The sequence below is a fragment of the Sporomusa sp. genome, assembly GCF_057736855.1.
On record NZ_JBYKYF010000472.1, the window covers coordinates 1 to 1,336 of the forward strand.

At 38.9% G+C, this 1,336-nt stretch carries 2 protein-coding genes; both read right to left on the bottom strand.

The annotated features are described in order from the left end of the window. Positions 1–220: 220 nt before the first annotated feature. A complete protein-coding gene (locus tag AC29Z1_RS17785) occupies positions 221–598 on the bottom strand; it encodes a regulatory protein RecX (RefSeq protein WP_488272766.1) in 378 nt (125 codons plus the stop codon). Continuing rightward, positions 598–1,336 (bottom strand): recombinase RecA (gene recA / locus AC29Z1_RS17790; RefSeq protein ID WP_488272765.1); only part of this gene is annotated, 739 nt, incomplete at its 5' end. The genes AC29Z1_RS17785 and recA, both read right to left, overlap by 1 nt.

Below are 1,336 nucleotides of genomic sequence, written 5' to 3' on the forward strand. Positions count from 1 at the left end.
TATTTAGGGTAAAGCCAATATTTAGCTAGCTTGCAAAAAGTAGTTTAGCTAATGCTTAATCAGCATATAAGCGTTTCTAAAAAGTTTACCTAACTAGATTTAACTTGTTACACGATTGGATAATTTTATTGTAATTGTTTTTCAAATAGGTGTCAAGGTGACATATCCGTGAGGCACTTTAAAACTTTACTAACAGTTCCTGAGCTAAATCCTTTGGCTGCTAAGCGGCGCACCAGTTTAGGAATATTACCATCAAAATTTTTCTGGTATTTTTTACAAAATTAATAGCTGCCCGATATTCAAATTCCTCGTCCAAATTTCTTAGCCGTTCATGAACCAACGTTGCCGCTAAACCTCTCTGTCTTAATCTGACATAGATTTCTTTCAAACTGTATTTATTCATTTCAGCATACTTTTCCAATAGTCGATCACAAAGCGCGGTATCGTTAAGATAACCGCGCTCAGTAACATATCGAATGGCTTTATTTACTGCTATTTCGTCATATCCCTGCTTTACAAGCTTCTGCTCAAGTTCATATTGACTGAAAGCTCTCCTTTTTAGCAATGTAACTGCATCTTCAATGATTCTTCTAGTCATCACACGTCAAAAACCTCATCCCCGGCAAACGTATCGTCACTTTGACTTAACACATTATCAATCTTGGCATCACCGGAAAGTACGGTTTCTCGAATTTTCCTGTCAATTTCATCAGCAATCTCTGGGTTTGCCTTCAAAAATTCTTTAACATTTTCTCGGCCTTGCCCCAACCGTTGTCCATTATATGAAAACCAGGCACCACTTTTATTGATAATATCAAGACTAACCCCCATATCAACTAAACTACCTTCACGCGATATACCTTCACCATACATGATATCAAATTCAGCCTGTTTGAATGGGGGAGCCACTTTATTTTTTACAACCTTAACCTTTGTACGACTACCGACAATCTCATTCCCCTGTTTCAATGCTTCAGCCTTGCGAACATCTAATCGGATTGATGCATAGAATTTCAAGGCACGTCCGCCTGTAGTGGTTTCCGGATTACCAAACATAACACCGACTTTTTCGCGAATTTGGTTAATAAAGATAGCGGTAGTACGTGATTTACTAATAATACCGGTAAGTTTACGTAAAGCTTGGGACATTAAACGGGCATGAAGACCTACATGCGAATCTCCCATATCGCCATCAATTTCGCTTTTGGGCACCAAAGCGGCTACAGAGTCAATAACAATAACGTCAATAGCCGCACTGCGCACCAGCGCCTCAGCTATCTCAAGAGCTTGTTCGCCATTATCAGGTTGGGAAATTAAAAGATTATCGATATCTACA